Source organism: Hymenobacter polaris, assembly GCF_012927305.1.
In the GTDB taxonomy this organism is placed as follows: Bacteria; Bacteroidota; Bacteroidia; order Cytophagales; family Hymenobacteraceae; genus Hymenobacter; species Hymenobacter polaris.
Window position 1 is genome coordinate 1,912,005 of sequence record NZ_JABBGH010000001.1, and the last position, 18,473, is coordinate 1,930,477.

The following is an 18,473-nucleotide window of genomic DNA, read 5'->3' on the forward strand; positions in this document are numbered from 1 at the left end:
CCCTCAGTTAGACCACTTCAGTACCGCACGGTTAATGTCCTATGTTAGTTAGCACGGTTTGTCGGCTTCGCAGCCTTCTGGGGCGGCGCCCCCGGCTCAGTCGCCCGGCGGCGGCTGCCAAACTGCGTGGGCTTTTGCCGCCAGGTCGGCGATGGCAGCAAGCCGGCGCTGGCGGGTAGCGGGGCGCCGGGCCAGTACCAGCCATTGCAGCAGATTACGCCGGTCGGTGCGCGAGAGGCTGGCAAAAAAGTCGGCGGCGGGCGGCTGGGCTTGCAGGGCAGCCGCCAGGTCGGCCGGCACTATTAATTGCTCCACCTCGTCGAGCAGCGTCCACGAGCCATCCTGGCAGGCCGCCTCGATGCGGGCCAGCCCAGCCGGGGCCATTTGGCCGGTAGCCAGCAGGTGCGCAATCTTGGTTTTATTTACCCGCGACCACCCGCTGCCGGGCTTGCGCGGCCCAAAGTAGCTGAGGTAGCGGTTGGCATCCAGCGGCCGGCCCTGCCCATTTATCCACCCGAAACACAGGGCCTCGTCGGTGGCCTCGCTCACGCTGATAGTCGGCTGGCCGGTTGCCTGGCGGTAGTACACCAGCCAGATGCCGGTGGGCTCGGCGTGGTGGACTTGCAGCCAGGCCCGCCACTCGGCCTGGTTGGTGGGAGTGAAGGTGAGCAGGGATTCCAACGGTTTCATGGGCAGCAGTTAACAGTAGTACAAGCGAGTGAATAGACAGCGGCTTACCTACTGCGCGAACGCCCGAATAGCCGCGCAGATTTCATCGGGGGCGTTTTCCTGAATGAAGTGCTTGGCCTGCGGCAGCAGGCATACGCGGTGCGCGGGAAAATACTGCTGCAAGCGCAGGCGGTCGGGCTTGCGAAAGGCGCCATCGGCCTCGCCCCATACCACCAGGGCCGGCTTGTCGCGCAGCCGGGCCAAGCCGGTTTCCACCTCCGCTAGGTAAGCGCGGCTGCCGGTGATTTCCTTCGGGAAAATCCAGGTGGGCAGCCGCGCGGCCGGCGTGGAAAACGGCCCTAGGTACGCCGCCAACTCGGCGGGCGTGAGCTTTCGGTTGATGCCGGCCGGAATGAGCCAGCGGGCCAGCGCGTTGTAGCGCGTGATGAGCCAGCGGGCCAGGCGGCCGCCGAATAGCTTGGAGAAGATGGTCAGGCCCGCTGAACCCGTGGCCGGCCAGGCGAAGGTGTTGCCCAAAATGAGCGAGTGCACCAGCTCGGGCCGGCGCCCGGCAAAGCCCAGCCCGATAGGACCACCCCAGTCCTGCACCATAATACACAGGTCGCGCAGGCCGAGCTGCTCAACTACTTGCTCCACGAGGTGGGAATGCTCGCGCGGGGTGAAGCCGTAGCCCGGTCCCGCCGTGCTGAGCCCAAAGCCAGGGTAGTCGAGCGCGATGCAGCGAAAATGCGGGGCCAGCTGCCGCACCAGGTGCCGATAGAGAAACGACCACGTTGGGTTGCCGTGCAGCAGCAGCAGGGTGGGGCCCGTGCCCTCGTCAAGGTAGTGCAGCGTGTGGCCTTCGATGGTTAGCCAGCGGCTGGTAAAGGGAAACAGGCGGCGGTCGAGCCAGGCGGGCGTCGAGTTGGGTTGGCCTAGGGTGTGCGCGGAAGACATAGCGGGCGGCAGTAAGTGGAAAAGAAAAGCACCATGAACTCGCCCGGCAGTGGCAAGGCCCTGCGTTTGTGCCAACCGGACAGAAAGCGGACGCGGCAGCGGGTGGCCATTGCACCCGCTGCCGCGTCACCGCCCCTACCGTAGCGCGGCCAGGAGAAGGCAGGTGAGGGTGATGCCGACCAGGTGGTAGCTGCTGGTGATGGCGCTGTAGAGGAAGGGCTGCGGGATATTGGGGTTAATGGCGATGTTGGTGGTATTGGCCACTAGGTAGCCCACGCCCACTACTACTGCTAGGCCTAGCGCGTCGCCGTAGCTGGCAATGTGCAGCGCCTGAAACAGGAGCGCCGTGGCCAGCACGGAAACCAGCACGCACACGCCCGGCCCCACGACAAACAAAGCTGACTGGTTTTGGAGCGTTTCGTGGGCCTTGCCCAGCGACACCTTGTAGGGCTGCGGAAACAGCACTAGGTACCACAGGGCCCCGAGCAGGTAATAGGCAACAAAGGCGGCCAGTACACTCAGCCAGTGGATGTTGGACACGACGTTGAACATAGAAAAAGAAGGAAAAAAGGACCAGCCAGCACCCTTGCTGCACTGCTCTACAAAGGTCCGCGCCACCTATGACAGCCCTGTGTCAGCATTGGAAGCCGGCGGGCAAAAAAAGTGGTGCGCCTGCTGCGCCAGCTCGCATAAGTGCGTCCGTAGCGCGGGCGGCTCGACCACCGTTACAGCCCCGGCGTAGGGCAGTAGCCAGGCCGCCAGGTAGGGCAACGAGCCCAGGTACAACGTCATTTCGACGCTGCCATCGGGCAGGGTTTGCTCGTGCGCCCAACCGTACTGGCGCTTGGTATCGTGCAGGCGCTGCGCCAGGCTACGGGATGTCTGCGCCAGCTGCAGGCGCACGACCACCTTCTTGCGCTGCGAGGTGTTGGCCCGGTCGGCCCAGTACTGCCGTAGCGTTTCGGGGCGCGGGGCAAAGACCTCGGGGCTTAGTACTACCTGCTGCATGCGGTCGAGGCGGAAGTTGCGGAAGGCCTGCCGCAGCCGGCAGTACGCCACCACGTGCCAGTGCTGGGTCAGATACAGCCCAATCGGCTCGATGTCGCGGGGCGTCGCCGGCTCGGTGGCGCTCGCTTGGTACTGGATATGGACCAGCTGGTGCGTAGCGACAGCTGCCACCAGCTGCTGGTAGGTGCTGGACTCAGGGAACTGCTCGGTGGGCCGCACCACCTGGATGTGGGGCGTCAGCGCAGCCAGGTAGTCGCGGTCAGGGCGGCGCAGTACGGCGCGCAATTTGTCCATCGCGGCCCCGCTGAGCTGGGCCGTGGGCGCATCCGTGAGGCGGGTGGCCAGCTTCTCGGCCGTGAGCAGCGCCGCCGCTTCCTCCCGGGTGAACATGACCGGCGGCAAACGGTAGCCTTCGGCCAGCGAATAGCCTATTTTGGGCTCGCCAAGGAGCGGCACGCCGGCCAGCTCCAGCGTGCGGATGTCGCGGTAGATGGTGCGCAGACTCACCTCAAACCGGGCGGCCAGCGAGGGGCCGCTCACCACCCGCCGGGTTTGCAGCTGAATGAGAATGGCGACGATGCGGTCAAATCGGTTCATACAGGCGTTAGCAGCAACCGACGGATGAGCCAGGCTCGCCGCCGTTACAGGCGACCAAAACTACCCGTTTCTTGGTTGCTAAACGTAGGAGTTAGGCAGCCGCGCCCTTGTTTAATCGTCGAAGCAGCATGCAGTACGTCACGGACAGTTTTTACGCCCCGCCACTCATTACCTGACCCTGCTCGACGACGTGCCCCTGTACTACGTCAGCCACGTGGGCGGCTTTTTGTTCGTGTTCGATGCCCACGCCATCCGCGACATCCGCCTGCTGAAGGGCGACTTCCCGGCCCGCTACGGGGGCCGGCTCTCGGCCATGCTAGACGTGCGCCTGAAGGAAAGCAACAAGCAGCAGCTCAGTGGCCACGCCGGCCTAGGGGTGCTGGCCACCCACTTCTCGCTCGAAGGCCCGCTGAATAAGGGCCGCACCACCTCCCTCGTGTCGGCGCGGCGCGGCAACCTGGACTTGTTTTCGCGCGTGGCTAGCTCGCTTGACTCCGAGGGGGCCAGCGTGATGGGCTACTCGTTCTACGATGCCAGCGCCAAGCTCAGCCACCAGCTCGCGCCCCGCGACTAACTGCTGGCGGCCTTTTACCTGGGCGGCGACCGGCTCTTCGTCACGCAGCGGCTCCAGACCACGCCCGTGCCGGGCGGGGAGCTGCGCTACCAGGCCGGCAGCGACCTGCGCTACGGCAACGCGCTAGCCTCCCTGCGCTGGCAGCGCACGCTTACGTCTCAACTCTTCGGCCGCGCCACGCTCGCCGCTACCGCTACGCCAATGAGCTGAGCTACCAGGCCTAGGATTCCTCGCCGGGCGCGCCGCTGCGCGAGGACAGCCGAGCCAGCTTCACCTCGGGCGTGCAGGACGTGCTGCTCAAGGCCGACTTCGACTACTACCCTCGGCCGCGCCTCAAGCTGGCCTGGCTCCGCCAAGACCTGCCTTACGCCCAAGGTATCCCCTCGCATAACACGGTAAACCGCGTCATGAGTCTACTGGACTTGCGCCAGGTCGAGCGCTGCTCGGTGCAGTGGAGTACCCGCACGGTGCGGCTGCCCGGCGGCACCCACCTAAGCGTCCCTGCGCCGTTCAGTTACGGCCTAGCAGGCGCAGACGGCGCACGCCCAGGGCGGGCACACGCCCGTGACGCTGCTGCACGCCTGGTGCGATGAAGCTGGCGTGTGCCTGGGCCAGTACGAGACGGCAGTCACCAGCCAACGAACCGCGCGTACTGCTGGCCCTGCTCGGTGTGCGCGGCTGCGTGATGAGCGCCGATGCGGGTTTCACCCAGCCCTCGACAGCCGCCGCGCTCACGCAGGCCGGGGCCGACTACGTACTGGCGCTCAAGGGCCGCCAGCGCCAGTTACCGCCGGCCGCACAACTGGCTTTCGCCCCAGCTCCGACGGTCGCTACCTAGCAAGCCCCAGCGGAGTTACCGCGTCACGCCCGCGTGAAAACCCGGTCATGCCGGGTGCTGCCGGCCAGCGTTTTACCGGAAGCATTGCGGGCGCAGTGGCCCCACCCGGCCGCAGCCCCAGGTGCCGAGCGCGGCCGAGCCGGTAACGCTCACGCGCTACTACCTGAGTTCGCTAACGGTGCCGGCCGCCACGTTCATGCACGTAGTGCGCCGCCACTGGGGCATCGAGCATCACTTGCACTGGGTGCTGGATGTGGTGCTGGGCGAGGACCAAAGCCGCAAGCGGGCGGAGCAAGCCGCCGCCAACTACGCCGCCATCCGCCAGCTGGTGCTGCGGCTCTTGCAAGCCTTACCCGAGCGCATCAGCTTCCAGCACAAGCAGAACCCATGTGCCCTCAGCGACGAGCACCGCCACCGCTGCCTTCAATTTTAATGCATTTACCTTAAGGGGCCCTCCCTATCCGTGGTTAGTTCGTGGAGCAGGGCCGGGTTGCCCCCCGCCGGATGGTATTTTGTGCCCCCACTGAGTGAGTTCCATCAGCAGCGGAAGCAAACCCAGGCCTTTTTCCGTAAGGCGATAGGTGAACTTAGCTTTCTTGTCGGCGGTGACTTGCTTGGTCACCAAGCCTTGCGCTTCGAGCGTCGCGAGGATGTCGGTTGCCACCTTTTTGGGCGATTGTAGAAACTCGCCATACAGTCGATTTGCCTACGAAGACCATGTCGCGCAGAATAATCATCGTCCACCTATCGCCGAGCATAGCCAGCGAAAAGCTGATGGGATAGGTAGAACGGGGATTCTGGGTCTTCATAAAAAAAGAGAGTTAATGCCACATCACGAGAACTGAGCTGCTGGTGGACGGCGGCTATGCCACGCATGCGTATAAATAAGCGCTGGGGCAACCGTAAGCTTCTCACCAGCAATTAAGTAGTCAACCTGAGTGCGGGGTGGCGCCAGGCGTTACTTCCTTCGCGGAGGAGGGAACACTGCGGCGCTATCCTGCATTTTGGGTTAAGTAAGTAGCCACCCCGGCGCTTTCTCAAAGTCAGGCCGTCACCAGCCTATACTACTTATGGCTAGCGCTTTATATAAGACAAGCCTACTAGCCTAGCGTCAGAGGCAGCGCAGTTTTGCTATACGTCCGGTGAGCATAGCCCAGTAGCTTCGGCAGCACAATCTGCCTTTCTGAGCTATGCCGCTACCCTTACTCCTGCCGAGCCCGCTAGGGCATCCTTATTACGAGGCCGCCCAAGTGGTGGCCTTTGCCGTGTACGTGGCCTTGCTGCTGGGCCAGGGCTACCGGCGCGGCTATGCGCAGCGGGCCTGGCTGCCGCTGGTGGCCGCCACTACCCTAGGGCTGGTGCTGGGTTGTCAGCTGGTGCTGCTGCCGTTAGGGCAGTGGCCAGGCTGGCTGCGCGGCGACGCGGCCGCCGTGCAGGCGCTGGCCGGCGGGCCGCGCTCCATTATTGGCGGGGCCTGGGGCAGCTTTCTGGTAGTGCTGGCCCTAGGGCCGCTGCTGGGCCTGCGGGTGCGGGCGGTGCTCGATGCGCTGGCCGCGCCGCTGTGCTGGGCGCTAGCCGTGCAAAGTGTGGGCTGCGTGCTGGCCGGCTGCTGCTGGGGCACGGCCACCACTGGCGCCTGGGGCGTGGCCTACAGGCCCGGCTCAGCGGCTTATGTTATTCAGGTGGCCCTAGGGCAGCTGCCGGCCGGGGCCGCCCACACCCACGTGCTAGTGCCTACCCAGCTGCTGCAGCTGTTGCTGTGCGCCGGGGCGGGCCTGGCGCTGCACCTGCTGCGGCGCCGCGCCTGGCCGGCCGGTAGCCGCTACCTGCTGGGCCTGGGGCTGCTGTGTCTGGGCCGCTTCGCGGTGGAGTTTTGGCGCGACCCAGCCGGCGAGCCGCTGCTGGCCGCACCCGTAGTTGTGGGCGGTGTAACGCTGGTGGGTATGCAGTGGCTGATGCTGGCCGAAACCCTGCTGCTGCTCGGCGGCTGGGCGTGGCTGGTGCGCCAGCGCCGGCCGGCGCCCGCAGCCTTGCCCGCGCCCCGCCCGATTACCACGGCGCTGCTGGCCCTAGGGCTGCTGGCCGCCACCACCCGGCTGGCTCCGACCACCCTGTCGCTGGCTGAAACGGCGGTGCTGCAACTGCTACTGCTGCTGGTACTGCTGGCCGAAGGGCACACCTGGCTGGTAACCCTGGGCCGCGGGGTGCCGCGCCTGGCGGGCCTGCCGCTGGCCGTGCTGCTGGGCGGCGCGCTGCTGCTGGCTACGGCCCAGGCGCCCGCGCCAGCACAAGAGCCTATCGCTCAGCAAGGCCAAACCTTAACCCTTACTGGGGGCCTCATCGGTAGCGACCATGATGCATTCAATAAATTCAGTAATGGTTCGGGCTGCGGGGGCGGCACTACCTATAACCTGCATCAGCAGGTGCGGGCAGGTGGCATTGAGATTGCCAGGCAACGTGAGCGCCAAAATGGGCGGAGCGGCTACGTAACAGTGGGAGGAGGACTGTGGGCGGGCCAGCAACGCATCGACTTGCAGCCTGTATTCACCACAACTCCATCGTTATCTACCGAATCCTATGCTTTAGTTGATGCGCATGGCTACTTAGAAGCCAGTGTTGGCAGAGGTTGGTCAACTCTAGGCTTCCGTATAGGCGCACACCTCGGTGATTTAGGTCATTATAGTTATTTCGTGAATGACAACTCCACTCAGGCGGCTTTTTTCATGCCTGAAGGAATGCTTCGCGTGGGAAACCCGCAGTTGCTATTTGCACAAGCCGATGCGGGCTACGGCGCCGAAAATGCCCTAGGCGCTTATACTACTCGGCTGGCCCTAGGGTCGGGGCTGGGCCAGGCGGGCGGCGGCCAGCTGTTACTGGGCTACGCTAATTCAGCGCACTATCCCACCCCCAGCCTGGCCTTCGCCAGCGCCAACCTGCGCCTGCCCGCGGGCCTGCGCGCCGTTAGCCTGGAGCCCTACTTCGCCACCGACTTCGACCGGCACAATATCTTCAGCATGAAGCTGCACTACCAGTTGGGGAGCCGGTAGCCCTGGCTACCTGGGCGCGGCGGTGGCAGTGGGCGCCTTCACCACTAGGCCCTGGTTGGGTTGCCACTTGTCGTATTCCATCGTTCGGGCCACTTGCCGGGCGGCTTCCTCGCCGAGCAGATTGGCCACCACGTGCAGCGAGCCATCGATGCCGGCCGAAATGCCAGCGGTGGTGATAACCTGGCCGTTATCGACGTAGCGCGTGCCGCGCAGCACCTTGGCTTTGGGGTTGGCCCGCTGCAAGGCGTCGAGGTAATCGTGGTAGGTGGTGGCCTGCTTGCCATCCAGCAAGCCCGCTTTGCCCAGCAGGCCCGCGCCCGTGCACACCGACAGCAGCACCTCCGCGTGGGCGGCCTGGGTTTGCACCCACTTTACCAGGGCGGCGTCCGCCAGAATGGGCTCCGTGTCGCCGCCGGGCACCACCACAATGTCGGGCGGCGGGCAGTTGGCGAGGGTGTAGTTTGGCGTAATGACAACAAAGCCCTGGCTGCTAATGGGCTCCGGCGCCACGGCCACGGTGTACACGTTGAAGCCCGCCACGGAAAACACCTCACCAGGACCCGCAAAGTCGAGGATTTCCATGTTTTTGTACACCAAAATAGCCACGTTGCGCCGGCCAGGAATTAAGGCTGGAGCGCGCTCGGAACCGGCCGAATTAGCAGCCGACTGCACCAGCGCCATACCGCAGTGGGCGCACGTGCCCGCGGCGGCATACGTATCGGCGTCGCACGCCCCGCCGCAGGGGGCGCAGTGCCACGCCTGCACCGCGCCTAGGCCCCCCGTTGCCTGGGCAGGAAACTGGTTGACACACCAAGCAGCTAACAGGCAGATAAATAGCAGAATTTTGGTTTTCATGACACTACAAAAAAGAGGTAAAGCGGCAAGTGAACGGTTAGCTCGCCAGGGCGGGCCAGATGCGCCGCAGCTGCCGCACGCTGCGGAAGCCGCACTGCGCGGCGATGCTTTCCTGCGTGAGCGCGGGGTCGTGGCGCAGCACGGCGGCCAGCTCCCGGCGCAGGGCGGCGGTGTACTGCTGAATGCTGATGCCGGTAGCCTTGCGGAAGGTGCGCGTGAGGGTGCGCGGGCTCATGTGCACCAGCTCGGCCAGGGTTTCGAGGGTGGCCCCGGCGGCGAGGTTATCAGCCAGCCAGTCTTGCACCTGGTGCACACCCGCGTGCAGGTGGTTGCGGTAATCGAGGTAGATGCTGAGCTGGCGGTGCTGCGCGCTGCGGCGGGTATATACCACCAGCTCGCGCGCCACTTTAGTGGCAAATAGGGGCCCGTGCCGCTCCTCCAGCAGGTACAGCGCCAGGTCGATGCCGGCCGTGACGCCCGCGCTGGTCGTAATGTCGCCGTCCTGCACAAACAGCGTGTCGGGCTGGGCCCGCACCAGCGGGTAGCGCGCCTGCAGCTCGGCCAGGCGCCGCCAGTGGGTGGTGCATTTTTTTCCGTTCAGCAGCCCAGCGTGCGCCAACATAAACGCGCCGGTGCAGATGGAGCACACGCGCACGCCGCGGCCATGCAGCTGCCGCAGCCACTCAAAAAAGGCGGCTCCCTCCCGCCGAAAAGCGTCCGACCGCAGGTAGTCCATTTCCAGCCCCGGCACAAATACGAAGTCGCCGGGGGCCAGCGGCACGTCGGCAAACGGCACCAGCGGGCCCAGCCCTAGGCCGGCCGAACTGCTCACGGCCGACTGGTAAGAGCAAAACGTGAGCCGGTAGGGCTGGCCGTAGGTGGCAGCCTCGTAGAAAACCTGCGCCGGCCCGGTTAGGTCCAGCAGGTGCACGGCGGGCGGCACTACGAACACCAGGTGGGGCAGGGCTTTCATAAGGCCAAAAGTACCGGCTACCGCTTGCACCCAATGGCCATTCACCGGACATTTTGGGCCAATCGGCCCGCCTGCCATCAGGGGCTATAGCGGGCGCCAGCGCGGGGCTTTGGGCACCCAGCCAGGCCCTAGGGCGGCAACTCATCCACCAACACCGGCGCGAGGCTTTGGGCGCTCGGCGGGCCCTAAGGCCCCTACGCGAACACCGGCACCACGCGCCCCTCGTCCACCTTCAGCGCAGCGTCGTACTTCTTGCCAGTTTTGGCCGATGTGAAGCCCTTAATGACGCCGGTTTCACCCTTGCGCAGCAGCTGGCGCAGTTGGGTGTCGGTCAGCTTCTTACCGCCCCACTCAAAGGGCACCCGGAACTGGCAGTCTTCGCGGAAGCGCGAGCAGCCGTAGGCGCTGCTGCCTTTGAGCATGGTGCCGAGCTTGCACACCGGGCAGGGCACCTGGCCGGGGTCGGTGGCGGTGGTGGGCTTGCTTTCGGCGGCGGGCAGCAGCTCGGGCTGCAAGTTAGCGTCGAGCGTGAGGGCGCCGTCGAGCTTCTCGCCCGCGCCCGTCATGAAGCCTTTGATGAGCTGGGTGCGGCCCTTGCTCAGCAGCGCCTTCACCTGCGGGTCGGTCAGCTTCTTGCCCAGCACCTCGGCCGGCAGCCGCCACTGGCAGCCCTCGCGGAAGCGAGCGCAGCCAAAGGCGGTTTTGCCGCGCAGCACGTGGCCGGTCTTACAAGCCGGGCAGGGGCCTAGGCCGCCGGCGCCGGCAGCCGGAGCACCGGGCGTTTTGGCCTGGAAGCCGGCGGGCGTGCTTTTGGCGCCAGCCGCGGCGGGAGCTTCGGCCAGGGCTTTTTCGGCGCTGCCGCTCGTTACCATGCGGCCGCCGCGGTCGGTTTTCACTTCCTGCACCATTTCGCGCACCAGGCCTTTTAGCTCATCCAGGAACTGGTCAGACGGCAGCTCGTTGCGCTCAATCTGGCGCAGCTTCCGTTCCCACTGCCCCGTCAGCTCGGCCGATTTCAGCGTGGGGTTGCGGATGAGGCCAATCAGCTCAATGCCGGTAGGCGTGGGCAGCAGGCGCTTCTTGTCGCGCTTGATGTAATTGCGCTTGAACAGCGTTTCGATGATGGCGGCGCGGGTGCTGGGGCGGCCGATGCCGTTCTCCTTCATGGCCAGGCGCAGCTCGTCATCGTCGATGTTGCGGCCGGCCGTTTCCATGCCGCGCAGCAGGCTGGCCTCGGTGTAGTCTTTGGGCGGCTGGGTCATCTTGCTTTCCAGCCTAGGGGTGTGCGGGCCGCTCTCGCCCTTCGTAAAGGCCGGCAGCACGGTGCTCACGGCATCGTCATCTTCGGCGCCGGTGGCTTTCTCGCCCTGGGCGGGCGCCGGTTTAGGCGCGGCTTGCTGGGCGGGGTCGCCATACACCACGCGCCAGCCGGGACTCAGGATTTGGCGGCCGCGCACTCGGAAGAGGAAGCCCGCCGCCTCGGCCAGCACGGTGGTGTTGCTTACCTCACAGTCGGGGTAGAAAGCGGCGATGAAGCGGCGCGTGATGATATCGTACACGCTGCTTTCCATGCCGCCGCTGGGCCCGCCGCTGCCGGTCGGAATGATGGCGTGGTGGTCGGTTACCTTGTTGTTGTTGAATACCTTGCCGCTCTTGGGCAGCCGGGGCATGGCCAGCAGCGGGCCCGTGAGCGCATCGTAGCCGCGCAGCCCGCGCAAGATGCCCGGAATCTTGGGGTACTGGTCGTCGGGCAGAAACGTGGTATCGACCCTAGGGTAGCTCACGGCCTTCTTCTCGTACAGCGCCTGCACGATTTTCAGCGTGTCTTCGGCTGATAATCCGAGCTGGTTGTTGCACTGCACTTGCAGGCTGGTGAGGTCGAAAAGCCGGGGCGGCGCCTCGCGGCCTTTCTTGATTTCGACGCTCGTCACCGTCAGGGGCGACGGGCGCACGGCCTCCAGGGCAGCCTTGGCCTCGTCTTCCTTCACAAAGAACCCTAGGGCCCGCAGGCGGCTCTGCTCGTCGGGCGCGTCCTGGGCTTCCTTCTGCTCGGCCTCGGTGTTGATGCGGGTGAAGGTGGTGCCGCGGTACTCGGTCCGCAAAACCCAGTAGGGCTCGGGCTTGAAGTTGCGAATCTCGTGGTAGCGGTCCACCAGCAGCGCCAGCGTAGGCGTTTGCACCCGCCCGATGCTCAGCAGCTGCTTGTCCTGGTACGTGGTGTACTTGAGCGTAAATAGGCGCGTGGCGTTCAGCCCCAGCAGCCAGTCGCCCACGGCCCGGCTGCGCCCCGCCTGGTAGAGACTGTCGAACTCCTTGCCCTCCCGCAAGTTCTGAAACCCCTGCCGGATGGCCTCCTCGGTGAGCGACGAAATCCAGAGGCGCTTGACCGGCTTACGGCACCGCGCCTCGTGCAGCACCCAGCGCTGAATCACCTCGCCCTCCTGCCCGGCGTCGCCGCAGTTTATCACCTCGGTGGCGCCTTCGAGCAGCTTCTTAATGACGTTGAACTGGCGCACCACCCCGTCGTCGCGCCGCATCAGCTTGATGCCGAACGCATCGGGAATCATGGGCAAGTCGTGCAGACTCCAGCGCTTCCACTCGGGGCGGTAGTCGTCGGGCTCCTTCAGCTGGCAGAAGTGGCCGAAGGTCCAGGTCACTTGGTAGCCGTTGCCCTCGTAGTAGCCGTCGTGGCGGTTCTTGGCCCCAATCACCTGGGCGATTTCGCGGGCTACGCTGGGCTTTTCGGCAAGGCAAACAACCATCGCAGATTTAACGGATTAAACGGATTTCGCCGATACGCCCGCGGCGCAGGCTGACTTTGCCCAACAAAAATACGCCGTGAAAAGGTCGTTTTGGCGGACCAGGGGCCTAGGCGCAACGGGCTAGAAATAGCGCCTTTTGAGTTTTCGTTTGAGTTCTTTCGCTAATTGGTGAGATTTAAACGCCTCCAGCGCCTCTTGTTCGCGCCGGCGACTATACTGGCTATAATAAGCGAGCGCTATACCACCTATGGAAAGCGCTCCTATAGTTGTGCCGTACGCGATACTAATGTCACTGAGGCTGTATGACTGCGTAGCTGCGTAGCCGGTGGTGCCCGCGATAACTAGCGAAAGGACAGCCAGCGCATCGCGTTTGGCACGTTTGGCCGCAAATAATCGGTGTAGAGCTGCCACTGTATCTGGGGCGGGGCCAGCGGGCTGCGGCTGGGTGGTGCCGGCTGGGTTAAGCTGGGCGCAGGCGTCGAGGCTAGCTAACAGCAGTACCAGCAATAGTAGAAAGTGGCGCATTGGGACAAGGTGAAATGGGATTGTCCTAGCGAAGTACGCCCAGCGCTGCGCTCCCTGCCAATTGCCATTTAGCCACCATAAAATCAGAATTTATACTATATAAATTACTTGTTTACAGTTATTTACTTATCGACAATTTTCGAGGCTGATGTTGGATTTGTCGAACAATATCTCTAGGGCAGTTTTGCGGTCAACTGAAGAGATGCCGCAGTAGGACTGGCATCCACCCCTACGTTCGCGCTAGTCTGTTAATCTCGCTCAAGGATGGGTGGGGCCAGTCCCACTTCTACCTTCACTAGCTCCGAAAAAATGCTAAGTCACCTTGTTTTTGACTAAACTTGAAAAAGCTGTCATGAAACTGAGCCAGGGGGCCTAGGGCCAACGCGGCGCGGCAGGCGCGCAGCAAACGGGCTTCAGCCGGCGAGGCAGGTGCGGCGCATTAGCGTGGCGTGGGGGGCTGGGTATAGTCGGGCACTAGGGCACGCCGGGCCCAGCGGCGGGGCAGGCGGTGCTGCTGCCAGGTTCGCAGCACGCGCCGCTCCCGCCCTTGCGAATGCGCGGCGATGCGCAGGGCGCCCTGCACTAGTATTGGCACGCTTGCGACGACGCCCAGCGCTCCAACTAGAAAAACAGGCAGGCTGCCGCCTTTATTGCTGACGGCAGCCATCGTGTAGCCCACCACCAGAATACCGCCCCCTACCCCCAGCGTGACGCGCCCGTTGTGCCGGCGCTGGGCAAAGTAGCGGTGCAGGGCCGCGGCCGTATCGGGAGCGGCCGCAGCGGGCCGTAGCCGGGCAGTGTCGGCCACGGCGGGGCGGGCTATGGGTAAGCTGCCTTGGGCGTGGGCGGGCCAGCAGGCCAGTAGCAGTAAAGCAAGTAGGTAGCGGCGCAGCATAGCACAAGGTTGGTTGGCCGGGCGAAGTACGCGCCGTGCTGCGCAACTACCAACTACGCCTAACTGGCCCCAGCGCCGGCGAGTTGCTTCGCTTGCTGTCGGCTAACCGCGTGCCACCCGGCCACTACTACTCAAGCTGGCTGAGCCCGGAGGCAGCTCTAGGGCCCGTAGGCACGCAAAAGCCTCCTGGCAAGGCGCCAAGAGGCTTTTAAAGAGGCCAGCGAGAGGTAGTAGTTTGTTTTCAGCAGGTAGAGCGGGTAAGCAGAGCGAGCGTGTTTTCAGAGCGAGGTAATCGGGTAGTTTCTGGGTAGCTGGACTGGCAGGTAGCGGTAAGCTGGCGGCGCCGTTTGGTAGCGTTGCCGGGGCCTGCGCTGTGGCAGACTGGCAGTACAATAATACGATACTTTACTTAGGTTTAGTAACTTTCAACTTCGACCTGCCCTGCTTATTCTAGCAATAGTACCATCATCAATAGCACTATGCCCATAACTGTTTTACTTAACTAAGTAAGCTAGTATCAATTTACTTATGCAAATGTCTTATATACAGTATTTTAATCAGATTAAGTAAATAGCAGCAAGTAAATTAATTCTTTTTTTGCCATGCTGTACCTAGCCTGTCGGCAGCAGCGTTAGCGGGCTTTCCGGCCTCGACTTTACGCTTCGCCAGTCGCCTCGCGCTCAGGCTCGCCAGGGCGGCCGCCGGTCGTTAGCAGCACCACCGCGCCGACCACTACGGCGGCGCCCAGCAGTAGGCCACCGCTGAGCTGCTCGCCCCGCAGCGCCCAGCCCAGCCCCACGGCCACCACCGGGTTGACGTAGGCGTAGGTGGCTACGCGCGCCGGCGGGGCGTGCTGCAGCAGCCAGCTGTAGGCCGTGAAGGCCACCAGCGAGCCAAACACCACCAGGAAGCCCCAGCCCAGCCAGGCGCTGGCCGGCACCTGCGCCAGGTGCAGGCCCCGTCCCTCGCCCCGCGCGGCGCCCAGGGCCAGCAGCAGCGCCCCGCCGCACAGCATTTGCATGCCCGCGCCCAGCACCGGCGAGCGCGCGGCCGGCGCCCGCAGCCCGTAGATAGAGCCCGCTGCCCAGCTAAAGGCGGCTGCCAGCACCAGCCCCGCCCCCAGCAACTGGCCCGAACCGGCGTGGCTTTGCAGCTGCGGCCCCACCAGCAGCCACACGCCCCCGAAGCCCAGCAGCAGCCCTAGCACCACCCGGCCGCTGGGCGGCGCCTGCCCCAGCCACCACCAGCCCAGCAGCACCACCCAAAACGGCTCGCTGGCCACCAGCAGCGCCGCCAGCCCCGAGGGCAGCGTGCGCTCGGCCAGCACCACGGCGCCGTTGCCGCCCACCAGCAGCAGCGCGCCCACCACCAGGCTCGTGCGCCACTGCTGCCAGGTGGGCGCCTCGTAGCTCGCCGATAGCCGCCCCACCAGCCACAAAATGCCGCCCGCCAGCACGAAGCGGCCGCCCGCCATCAGCAGCGGCGGCAGGCCGGCAATGGCGTACTTAATGGCCAGGTAGGTAGAGCCCCACAGCAGGTACACGGCCGCAAAAGCGGCCAGCAGCAGCAGGCGCGGCGGCGCGGGTTTGGGGGACATGGGCGGGTGGCTGAATTGTTAGATGGCCAGGGGGTCAATAAAAGCACGTCATGCTGAGCGCAGTCGAAGCATCTCTCCCGCGTAAGTAAACCTGACGTTAGGAGTTAGTTACGCGGGAGAGATGCTTCGACTGCGCTCAGCATGACGTGCTTTTATTAATCCTTCTATCTACCCCAATCTCCTAGCGCGCCAGGGCCACGCGCACGCCGGCCATCAGCCAGCGGGTGGGCATTTGGGCGCCCAGCAGGTCAGCGTACTTCGCGTTGAAGAGGTTGAGGGCCTGGCCAGTCAGCCACACGCGGTCGGGCACCAGGCCGGCTTCGAGGCGCAGGTTGAACACGGCGTAGCTCGGCGTCAGCTCGCGGCCTAGGGCGGCCGTGGCGGCGGCGTCGCGCTGCTTGTAGAGGCCCCCGAAGTACACCCCGAAGCGGCGGTGCGTCAGGCCCACGTTGCCGGCCACCAGCTGCCGCGCCACGTTCGAGAGGTACTGCGACTGCACGTCGCCCTCGGTGCTCAGGTGCACCCAGGTGTAGCCCACGGTGCCCTCCAGGCGCAGGCCGGGGGCTAGGGCGGCGCGCACGGTGGCCTCGGTTTCGATGCCCTGGGTGCGCACGGCAAACAGGTTCTGGGCGAAGCGGTAGCTGGCGGCGGGGTTGATGTTAGTCAGGCCCGTGGCCGCGATTACCTGCGCCCCACTCTGGTTCACGTAGTCGATGAGGTTGCGGCCGTAGCGGTTGAAGTAGGTGCCGCGCAGCAGCAGGGCCGGCCAGGGCTGGTAGTCGAGGCCGCCCTCGTAGCTCCAGGTGCGCTCGGCGGCCAGGGCGGGGTTGCCCACGTTGAAGCCGCTGGGCACCACGCCGGGCCGCACGTTGCTGGTGTACTGCTCGGTGAAGTTGGGGGCCCGGATGCCGCGCCCAGCGGCAGCGCGCACGGTCAGGCGCTCGCTCAGCTGCTGGCTGGCGTTGAGCTGCGGCACCAGCTCGGTGCCGTAGCTCTGGTCGTGGTCGAGGCGCAAGGCGGGCGTCAGGCTCAGGCCCGCCCAGGGCGCAAGGGCCGCCACCACAAACACGCCCTGGTGCCAGAGCGTGTGGTCGCCCCGGTCGTTGCTGAGCACCGCCCGGCGGTCGGCCTGCCCCCCTAGGGTCAGGCGCACGGCCGAACTCAGCGTCCAGTAGTGCTGGGCCTGCACGTTGAGGTAGTGCATGAGGTGGTCGCTGGCCACCGAGGTAGGCGTGTACAGGTACAGGTCGGTGCTGCTGGTGCCCACTAGCTGCACCTCGGTGCGGTGCTTGTCGCTCCAGTCGTAGCGCAGCTGGCCCTGGTACCAGTCGCGGCTGGTGGTTTCGCGGGCCTGGTCGCCGGGGTTGGTGGTGTAGAAAAACCGCGCCCCGTAGTCGCGCCTATCGAAGCTGGCGCGGGCGGCGGCGCTCAGCTTATCGGTAATCTGGTAAGCGCCCGACAGCGAGTAAGTATTGAGCTTGAAGTCGTTGCGGGCGCCGTCGGGCGTGCCCACCAGCTGGCCGGCGGCCGTGTTGTTAAGGATGCCCCCCCCTAGGCGCAGGCCCTGGTCCTGGCCGTAGAAGCCGGCGTTGGTGCTTTTCAGGCCGTATTCGCCGGCCAGAAAGGTGCCGGCCAGCTGCACGCCGTCGGGGTGGTGGGTGGCGGCGAAGGTCTTGGTGACGATGTTGATGTAGCCGCCCACCGCGTCGGGGCCGTAGAGGGCCGCGCCAGGGCCGCGCACTATCTCAATCTGCTCAATCTCGCTGGGCGCAATGGGCAAATAAGCCGCGAAGTGGCCCGTGAGCGGGTCGTTGAGGCGCATGCCATCGAGCAGCAGCAGCACCTGGTTGAAGGTCGAGCCGCGCAGGGTCACGTCGGCCTGGGTGCCGAAGCTGCCGCGGCTCTGCATCTCCAGGTTGGGCAGCAGGCGCAGCAAGTCGTCGAGCGAGTTGACGGGGTAGCGGCTGAGCGCGGCGGCCGGAATCACGGTCACGTAGCGCCCGGTTTGGCCCTCGGTCTGGCCCACGCGCGAGCCGTACACAGTTACGTCGGCGAGGCGGGCCGTATCGGGCGGTGCCGTAAGCTGCTGAGCGGTAGCCACTAGGGGGCTCGCCAGTGCCAGGGCCGCGGCAAGCGGTAAAAATCGGGGCATGGAAGGGCGTTGAAAACGGCCGCAAAGCTACGCCCCTAGTCTCCCTAGCCCCTGCTTAGGGCTTGGCCGCCGGCTACTGGCCGGGCCGGTTGGCGGGGCGCTTGCGGTCGAAAAGGATGCCTAGGGCCAGGTTCTGGCTGTATTGGAAGCGTCGGTCCTGGTTGTAGTCGTAAAGCACGATGCCCCCTAGGCTAGCATTGAGCCACTTGTTGAACTTGGCCGTGAGGGTAATATCTACCCGGTGCGAGGTATCGACGAGCTTTAGCTGGCCGTAGTCCACAAACAGCACGTAGCGGGCTTTCAGGTTGGCGTTGTCGCCCAGGGGCTGGTCTAGCTCGGCCAGGGCCTGAAAGCCCACCTGCCAGAAGGTGGAGCGGCCGGGGCGCACGCCGTAGATGGTGGTGTCGGCGGGGTGGCGCAGGCGGTCGGGCTGGCGCACCACCGTCACGCGGGCGGCCACCGGCGCCAGGCGCAGGTTGAAGCGCTCGTTGGGATGAAACTCGGCGCCGTAGGAGTTGGTGATGTAGCCGGGGGCTAGGAAGTTGGAGATGAGCGTGGCCGAGTTGTCGTCGTTATAGTTGTAGCCGGGCGTGAACTGCGAAAGCAGGTTCAGGGCCGTAAACAACCCCCACTTCTTGGTCAGGTCGTAGCCGTACTTGGTGTCGATGTAGAGGCGGTCGTTGGTTTTGCGGTAGCCCGTGCCGTCCTGGGTATACTGGCCGGCGTAGAGGAAGTCGGCCTCGCCATCCCAGCTGTGCACCCCGCGCTGGTAGTGGGCCTGGCCGTTAAACAACAAGCTGATGCCTAGGGAGCTAGAGCCGCCGCTTTTCCAGTTCTTGGAAATGAGCGCCTCGTTGGCGTTCAGGCCCGCCTTGATATGAGTGTCCCAGTAGCGCGGCACCGAGTCGGGCGCGGCCTTCACGATGGTGGTATCGGGCGCTGGGGCGGCCGGCGAGGCCGTTTGGGCCGGGGCCAGCAAGGGGCACAGTAGGGCCAGTAGTAGCCAGGTAACGAGTTGCTTCAT

At 64.9% G+C, this 18,473-nt stretch carries 18 protein-coding genes and 1 pseudogene; 6 read left to right on the forward strand and 13 right to left on the reverse strand.

The window, feature by feature from the left end; all coding sequences use genetic code 11:
* Nucleotides 1-96: 96 nt before the first annotated feature.
* The 4 genes from HHL22_RS08235 to HHL22_RS08250 all read right to left on the reverse strand — a co-directional run bounded on the left by HHL22_RS08235 (nucleotide 97) and on the right by HHL22_RS08250 (nucleotide 3,231).
* Entirely contained in the window at nucleotides 97-690 is a 594-nt protein-coding gene (locus HHL22_RS08235) for a YdeI/OmpD-associated family protein (RefSeq protein WP_169530440.1), read from the reverse strand.
* 48 nt (nucleotides 691-738) lie between these two features.
* Nucleotides 739-1,626: an alpha/beta fold hydrolase gene (locus HHL22_RS08240; protein WP_169530441.1), complete on the reverse strand. Its 888-nt coding sequence runs from the start codon at nucleotides 1,624-1,626 to the stop codon at nucleotides 739-741.
* A 135-nt stretch (nucleotides 1,627-1,761) separates the two neighbouring features.
* A complete protein-coding gene (locus HHL22_RS08245) occupies nucleotides 1,762-2,178 on the reverse strand; it encodes a DUF1761 domain-containing protein (protein WP_169530442.1) in 417 nt (138 codons plus the stop codon).
* Nucleotides 2,179-2,244: 66 nt separating this feature from the next.
* Nucleotides 2,245-3,231, reverse strand: a complete 987-nt coding sequence (locus HHL22_RS08250; RefSeq protein WP_169530443.1) for a helix-turn-helix transcriptional regulator — start codon at nucleotides 3,229-3,231, stop codon at nucleotides 2,245-2,247.
* Nucleotides 3,232-3,421: 190 nt separating this feature from the next.
* On the opposite strand from HHL22_RS08250, the gene HHL22_RS08255 reads away from it, so the two are divergent.
* From HHL22_RS08255 to HHL22_RS08275, 5 genes and pseudogenes are all read left to right on the forward strand, one after another.
* Nucleotides 3,422-3,805: a hypothetical protein gene (locus tag HHL22_RS08255; protein ID WP_169530444.1), complete on the forward strand. Its 384-nt coding sequence runs from the start codon at nucleotides 3,422-3,424 to the stop codon at nucleotides 3,803-3,805.
* A gap of 66 nt (nucleotides 3,806-3,871) precedes the next feature.
* The gene (locus HHL22_RS08260) at nucleotides 3,872-4,015 is read left to right on the forward strand and encodes a hypothetical protein (RefSeq protein ID WP_169530445.1); all 144 of its coding nucleotides are present in this window, start codon (nucleotides 3,872-3,874) and stop codon (nucleotides 4,013-4,015) included.
* 80 nt (nucleotides 4,016-4,095) lie between these two features.
* The gene (locus HHL22_RS24465; protein WP_394354450.1) at nucleotides 4,096-4,398 is read left to right on the forward strand and encodes a transposase family protein; all 303 of its coding nucleotides are present in this window, start codon (nucleotides 4,096-4,098) and stop codon (nucleotides 4,396-4,398) included.
* Nucleotides 4,395-4,643, forward strand: coding sequence for a hypothetical protein (locus HHL22_RS08270; protein ID WP_169530447.1), 249 nt, complete (start codon nucleotides 4,395-4,397; stop codon nucleotides 4,641-4,643). Before HHL22_RS24465 ends, HHL22_RS08270 begins: the two co-directional genes overlap by 4 nt.
* A gap of 79 nt (nucleotides 4,644-4,722) precedes the next feature.
* Nucleotides 4,723-5,076: pseudogene (locus tag HHL22_RS08275) on the forward strand (ISAs1 family transposase); the annotation flags it as partial.
* 24 nt (nucleotides 5,077-5,100) lie between these two features.
* On the opposite strand, the gene HHL22_RS24015 reads toward HHL22_RS08275, so the two are convergent.
* Complete coding sequence (locus HHL22_RS24015; RefSeq protein ID WP_317172639.1) at nucleotides 5,101-5,307, reverse strand: winged helix-turn-helix transcriptional regulator; 207 nt, start codon at nucleotides 5,305-5,307, stop codon at nucleotides 5,101-5,103.
* Between the two features lie 526 nt (nucleotides 5,308-5,833).
* On the opposite strand from HHL22_RS24015, the gene HHL22_RS08285 reads away from it, so the two are divergent.
* Nucleotides 5,834-7,690 carry a prolipoprotein diacylglyceryl transferase family protein gene (locus HHL22_RS08285; RefSeq protein WP_169530448.1) on the forward strand — a complete coding sequence of 619 codons (1,857 nt, stop codon included), beginning with the start codon at nucleotides 5,834-5,836 and terminating at the stop codon, nucleotides 7,688-7,690.
* A gap of 6 nt (nucleotides 7,691-7,696) precedes the next feature.
* Here the strand turns inward: HHL22_RS08285 and HHL22_RS08290 are convergent, their stop codons facing one another.
* The 8 genes from HHL22_RS08290 to HHL22_RS08325 form a co-directional block, all read right to left on the reverse strand.
* Entirely contained in the window at nucleotides 7,697-8,545 is an 849-nt protein-coding gene (locus HHL22_RS08290; protein WP_241737992.1) for a DJ-1/PfpI family protein, read from the reverse strand.
* Nucleotides 8,546-8,582: 37 nt separating this feature from the next.
* The gene (locus HHL22_RS08295; RefSeq protein ID WP_169530449.1) at nucleotides 8,583-9,518 is read right to left on the reverse strand and encodes a GlxA family transcriptional regulator; all 936 of its coding nucleotides are present in this window, start codon (nucleotides 9,516-9,518) and stop codon (nucleotides 8,583-8,585) included.
* 194 nt (nucleotides 9,519-9,712) lie between these two features.
* Nucleotides 9,713-12,280, reverse strand: coding sequence for a type IA DNA topoisomerase (locus HHL22_RS08300; protein WP_169530450.1), 2,568 nt, complete (start codon nucleotides 12,278-12,280; stop codon nucleotides 9,713-9,715).
* Between the two features lie 120 nt (nucleotides 12,281-12,400).
* Nucleotides 12,401-12,805 (reverse strand): hypothetical protein, encoded by a 405-nt coding sequence (locus HHL22_RS08305; RefSeq protein ID WP_169530451.1) that lies wholly within the window; start codon nucleotides 12,803-12,805, stop codon nucleotides 12,401-12,403.
* Between the two features lie 439 nt (nucleotides 12,806-13,244).
* Complete coding sequence (locus HHL22_RS08310; RefSeq protein WP_169530452.1) at nucleotides 13,245-13,700, reverse strand: hypothetical protein; 456 nt, start codon at nucleotides 13,698-13,700, stop codon at nucleotides 13,245-13,247.
* A 655-nt stretch (nucleotides 13,701-14,355) separates the two neighbouring features.
* Nucleotides 14,356-15,297 carry an EamA family transporter gene (locus HHL22_RS08315; RefSeq protein ID WP_169530453.1) on the reverse strand — a complete coding sequence of 314 codons (942 nt, stop codon included), beginning with the start codon at nucleotides 15,295-15,297 and terminating at the stop codon, nucleotides 14,356-14,358.
* Between the two features lie 181 nt (nucleotides 15,298-15,478).
* Entirely contained in the window at nucleotides 15,479-17,449 is a 1,971-nt protein-coding gene (locus HHL22_RS08320) for a TonB-dependent receptor plug domain-containing protein (RefSeq protein ID WP_169530454.1), read from the reverse strand.
* A gap of 73 nt (nucleotides 17,450-17,522) precedes the next feature.
* On the reverse strand, nucleotides 17,523-18,473 hold the full coding sequence (locus HHL22_RS08325) for a DUF3078 domain-containing protein (RefSeq protein WP_169530455.1): 951 nt from the start codon (nucleotides 18,471-18,473) through the stop codon (nucleotides 17,523-17,525).